A 2,624-nucleotide genomic window follows, 5' to 3' on the forward strand; every position below is an offset into this window, starting at 1 on the left:
TGATTCGAGTTATAACCTGCTGTTGACGCACGAAGATAAGCTGTATCAGGGCGCGTTCATCGCATCGCTCACGATTCCCTGGGGCGAAGCGCGCAACGACAAACAGGGAAAGGGCGGCTATCACCTGGTTTGGACGCGCGACATGGTGGAGAGCGCCATGGGCCTGCTCGCGGCGGACGACACGCACGCCCCCTTGCGCGCTCTGATCTATCTGGCAGCCCGGCAGGAGGAGGACGGCAGCTTTCCGCAGAATTTCTGGGTGAATGGAAATGCTTTCTGGAAAGGGATGCAACTGGATGAAGTTGCGTTCCCTGTGCTGCTCGCTTGGCGTCTTCACCAGCTTCAACTCCTGGGCCGGTTCAACCCACGCGTGATGGTGAACCGGGCCGTCGCTTTTCTGCTGCACAGCGGACCGGTAACGGGTGAAGAGCGGTGGGAAGAAGGGAGCGGTTATTCGCCTTCCACTCTGGCTGTGATCATCTCGGCGTTTGTATGTGCGGCCTCTTTCGCGCGCGCGGAACAGGACAACGGCACAGCGGCCTTTCTCGAGAGTTATGCCGATTTTCTTCGGTCCCATCTCGAGGAGTGGACGGTGACAACCGAGGGATCGCTCGTTGCCGGGTCTCCTCGCCACTTCGTGCGCCTAAATCCAGCTAAGCCCGGGGCAGTCGCCAATCCAGGGTCCGTCAACAAAGCCGAGCTCTATTTAACCAGTCAACGTCCAGGTGCTCCCCAATCGTATCCGGCCCGCGACGTTGTGGATGCGGGTTTTCTGCAGCTCGTTCGATACGGAATCCTCTCCGCTGACGATCCGTTAATCGTTGAGAGTCTGAAAGTCGTGGATGCGATTCTCAAAGCGGATTTTCCTTCTGGCCCCTGCTGGCACCGATACAATCACGACGGCTATGGCCAGCAGCCCGGAGGTGGCCCGTACACGAGTTGGGGTCAAGGCCGAGTGTGGCCACTGCTTACAGGCGAACGAGGGCACTGCGAGTTGGCCGCTGGCCGCGATTGCAGTTCCTTTTTGCACGCCATGGAGCAGTTCTCAAATGCTACCTGCCTGTTGCCGGAACAAATATGGGACGAAGCGGATATTCCGGAAGCGCAACTGCGTCGTGGCGGCCCGACCGGTTCGGCAAATCCCTTGGTGTGGGCACATTCGGAATATGTGCGCCTACTCCGCTCCTGTGACGACGGGAAGGTGTTCGATGAGATATCCGAAGTCGCCGCCCGATATCGAGTTGGCAAGACCGGCAGCACAGTAGAGTTCTGGCTGCCAAAGCATCCGATCCGACAGGCAAGCAAGGGCCACACCCTTCGCATCTGCACGCCTGATCCCTTTCGTCTGCGCTGGACAGTCGACAGCTGGAAGAGCTGGCGGGATAGCGAATCGCAGGCGACCGGCATCGGCGGCGAATACTTCGACATCCTTCCGGACGACTTCCAATCACAACTCGACTTCACCTTCTTCTGGCCGGATCGCGGACAGTGGGAAGACCGGAATCATCAGGTGCATGCGCAGTAGCAAAGAGCAAAGGCAATTTCAGATCGACGGAAAGACATCGTAGTTCCCGCCGCATCCCCCGGATTAGGAGGTGCCGGGGATACGAAGTCTGTGCAGCAGGGCGCAATATTATCCCGAAGAGGGATAGGCGAGTGCGGACCGAACTGTTTCTGCTGAAGGGAGTTTGACCGATGACAAATAAGGCGAAATCGCACGTGAAACCTTTTGTTTACGTCGCGGTAGGAATTGCGGCCCTGGGCGGACTGCTCTTCGGCTATGACACGGGCGTTATTTCCGGGGCCATCCTATTCATCAAAAATCAGTTTTCTCTTTCGGCCGCCATGGAGGAGATCGTCGTCAGCGCCGTCTTGGTAGGCGCTGTCTTCGGCGCCGCTGCAGGAGGTGTTCTGACGAACCGCTTCGGGCGCCGCAAATTGATCATCCTGGCTGGCATGATCTTTACGCTCAGCGCAATTGGTACGGCGCTGGCCCCAACGATTCCCTGGTTGATTACAGGCATGGTCGTCAGCGGACTTGCGATCGGCATCGCTTCCTTTATCTCGCCGATGTATATTGCCGAACTGGTTCCGGCCAATGTGCGCGGTGCGCTGGTTGCGGTCAACATGCTTGCCATTACCACCGGCATCGTCATTGCTTATCTGGTGGACTATGCGTTTTCTTCCATTCAGGGATGGCGATATATGTTTGGCCTGGCAGCCATACCAGCGGTCGGCCTGGCCATTGGGATGTGGCGATTACCCGATAGCCCGCGCTGGTTGATCAGTAAGTCGAAGGTGGAGGATGCGAAGCGGGTACTGGAACGTGTCCGTACGGTGTCGGATGTAGGTCCAGAGATAAAGGACATCCAGGAAAGCATGAAGCAGCAAGGCACAGGCGGCATCGCCGGACTATTTCAGCCGTCACTCAGAATGGCACTAATTGAGGGCTTAGGGTTGGCGATATTCCAGCAAACAACGGGTATTAGGGCGTGTTAACACTACTGCAATGCAACTCGTGTAGTTTGTCGGAATGGAGATCACGGAAGAGCAGTACGCAAGGATCGAGGAAAGTCTGCCGGTACAGCGGGGCAATGTAAGCCTGTCGAACCTGCAATTGCTGA

The 2,624-nt window shown here is 57.2% G+C and carries 2 protein-coding genes; both read left to right on the forward strand.

The genetic code is table 11. The annotated features are described in order from the left end of the window. A partial coding sequence (locus tag VMU57_RS17895; RefSeq protein ID WP_325385900.1) for a glycoside hydrolase family 15 protein occupies positions 1–1,525 on the forward strand: 1,525 nt, incomplete at its 5' end. Between the two features lie 170 nt (positions 1,526–1,695). Next, the gene (locus VMU57_RS17900; RefSeq protein WP_325385902.1) at positions 1,696–2,499 is read left to right on the forward strand and encodes an MFS transporter; all 804 of its coding nucleotides are present in this window, start codon (positions 1,696–1,698) and stop codon (positions 2,497–2,499) included. The last annotated feature ends 125 nt before the right edge of the window (positions 2,500–2,624 follow it).

It is taken from the genome of Edaphobacter sp. (assembly GCF_035532915.1).
In the GTDB taxonomy this organism is placed as follows: Bacteria; Acidobacteriota; Terriglobia; order Terriglobales; family Acidobacteriaceae; genus Edaphobacter.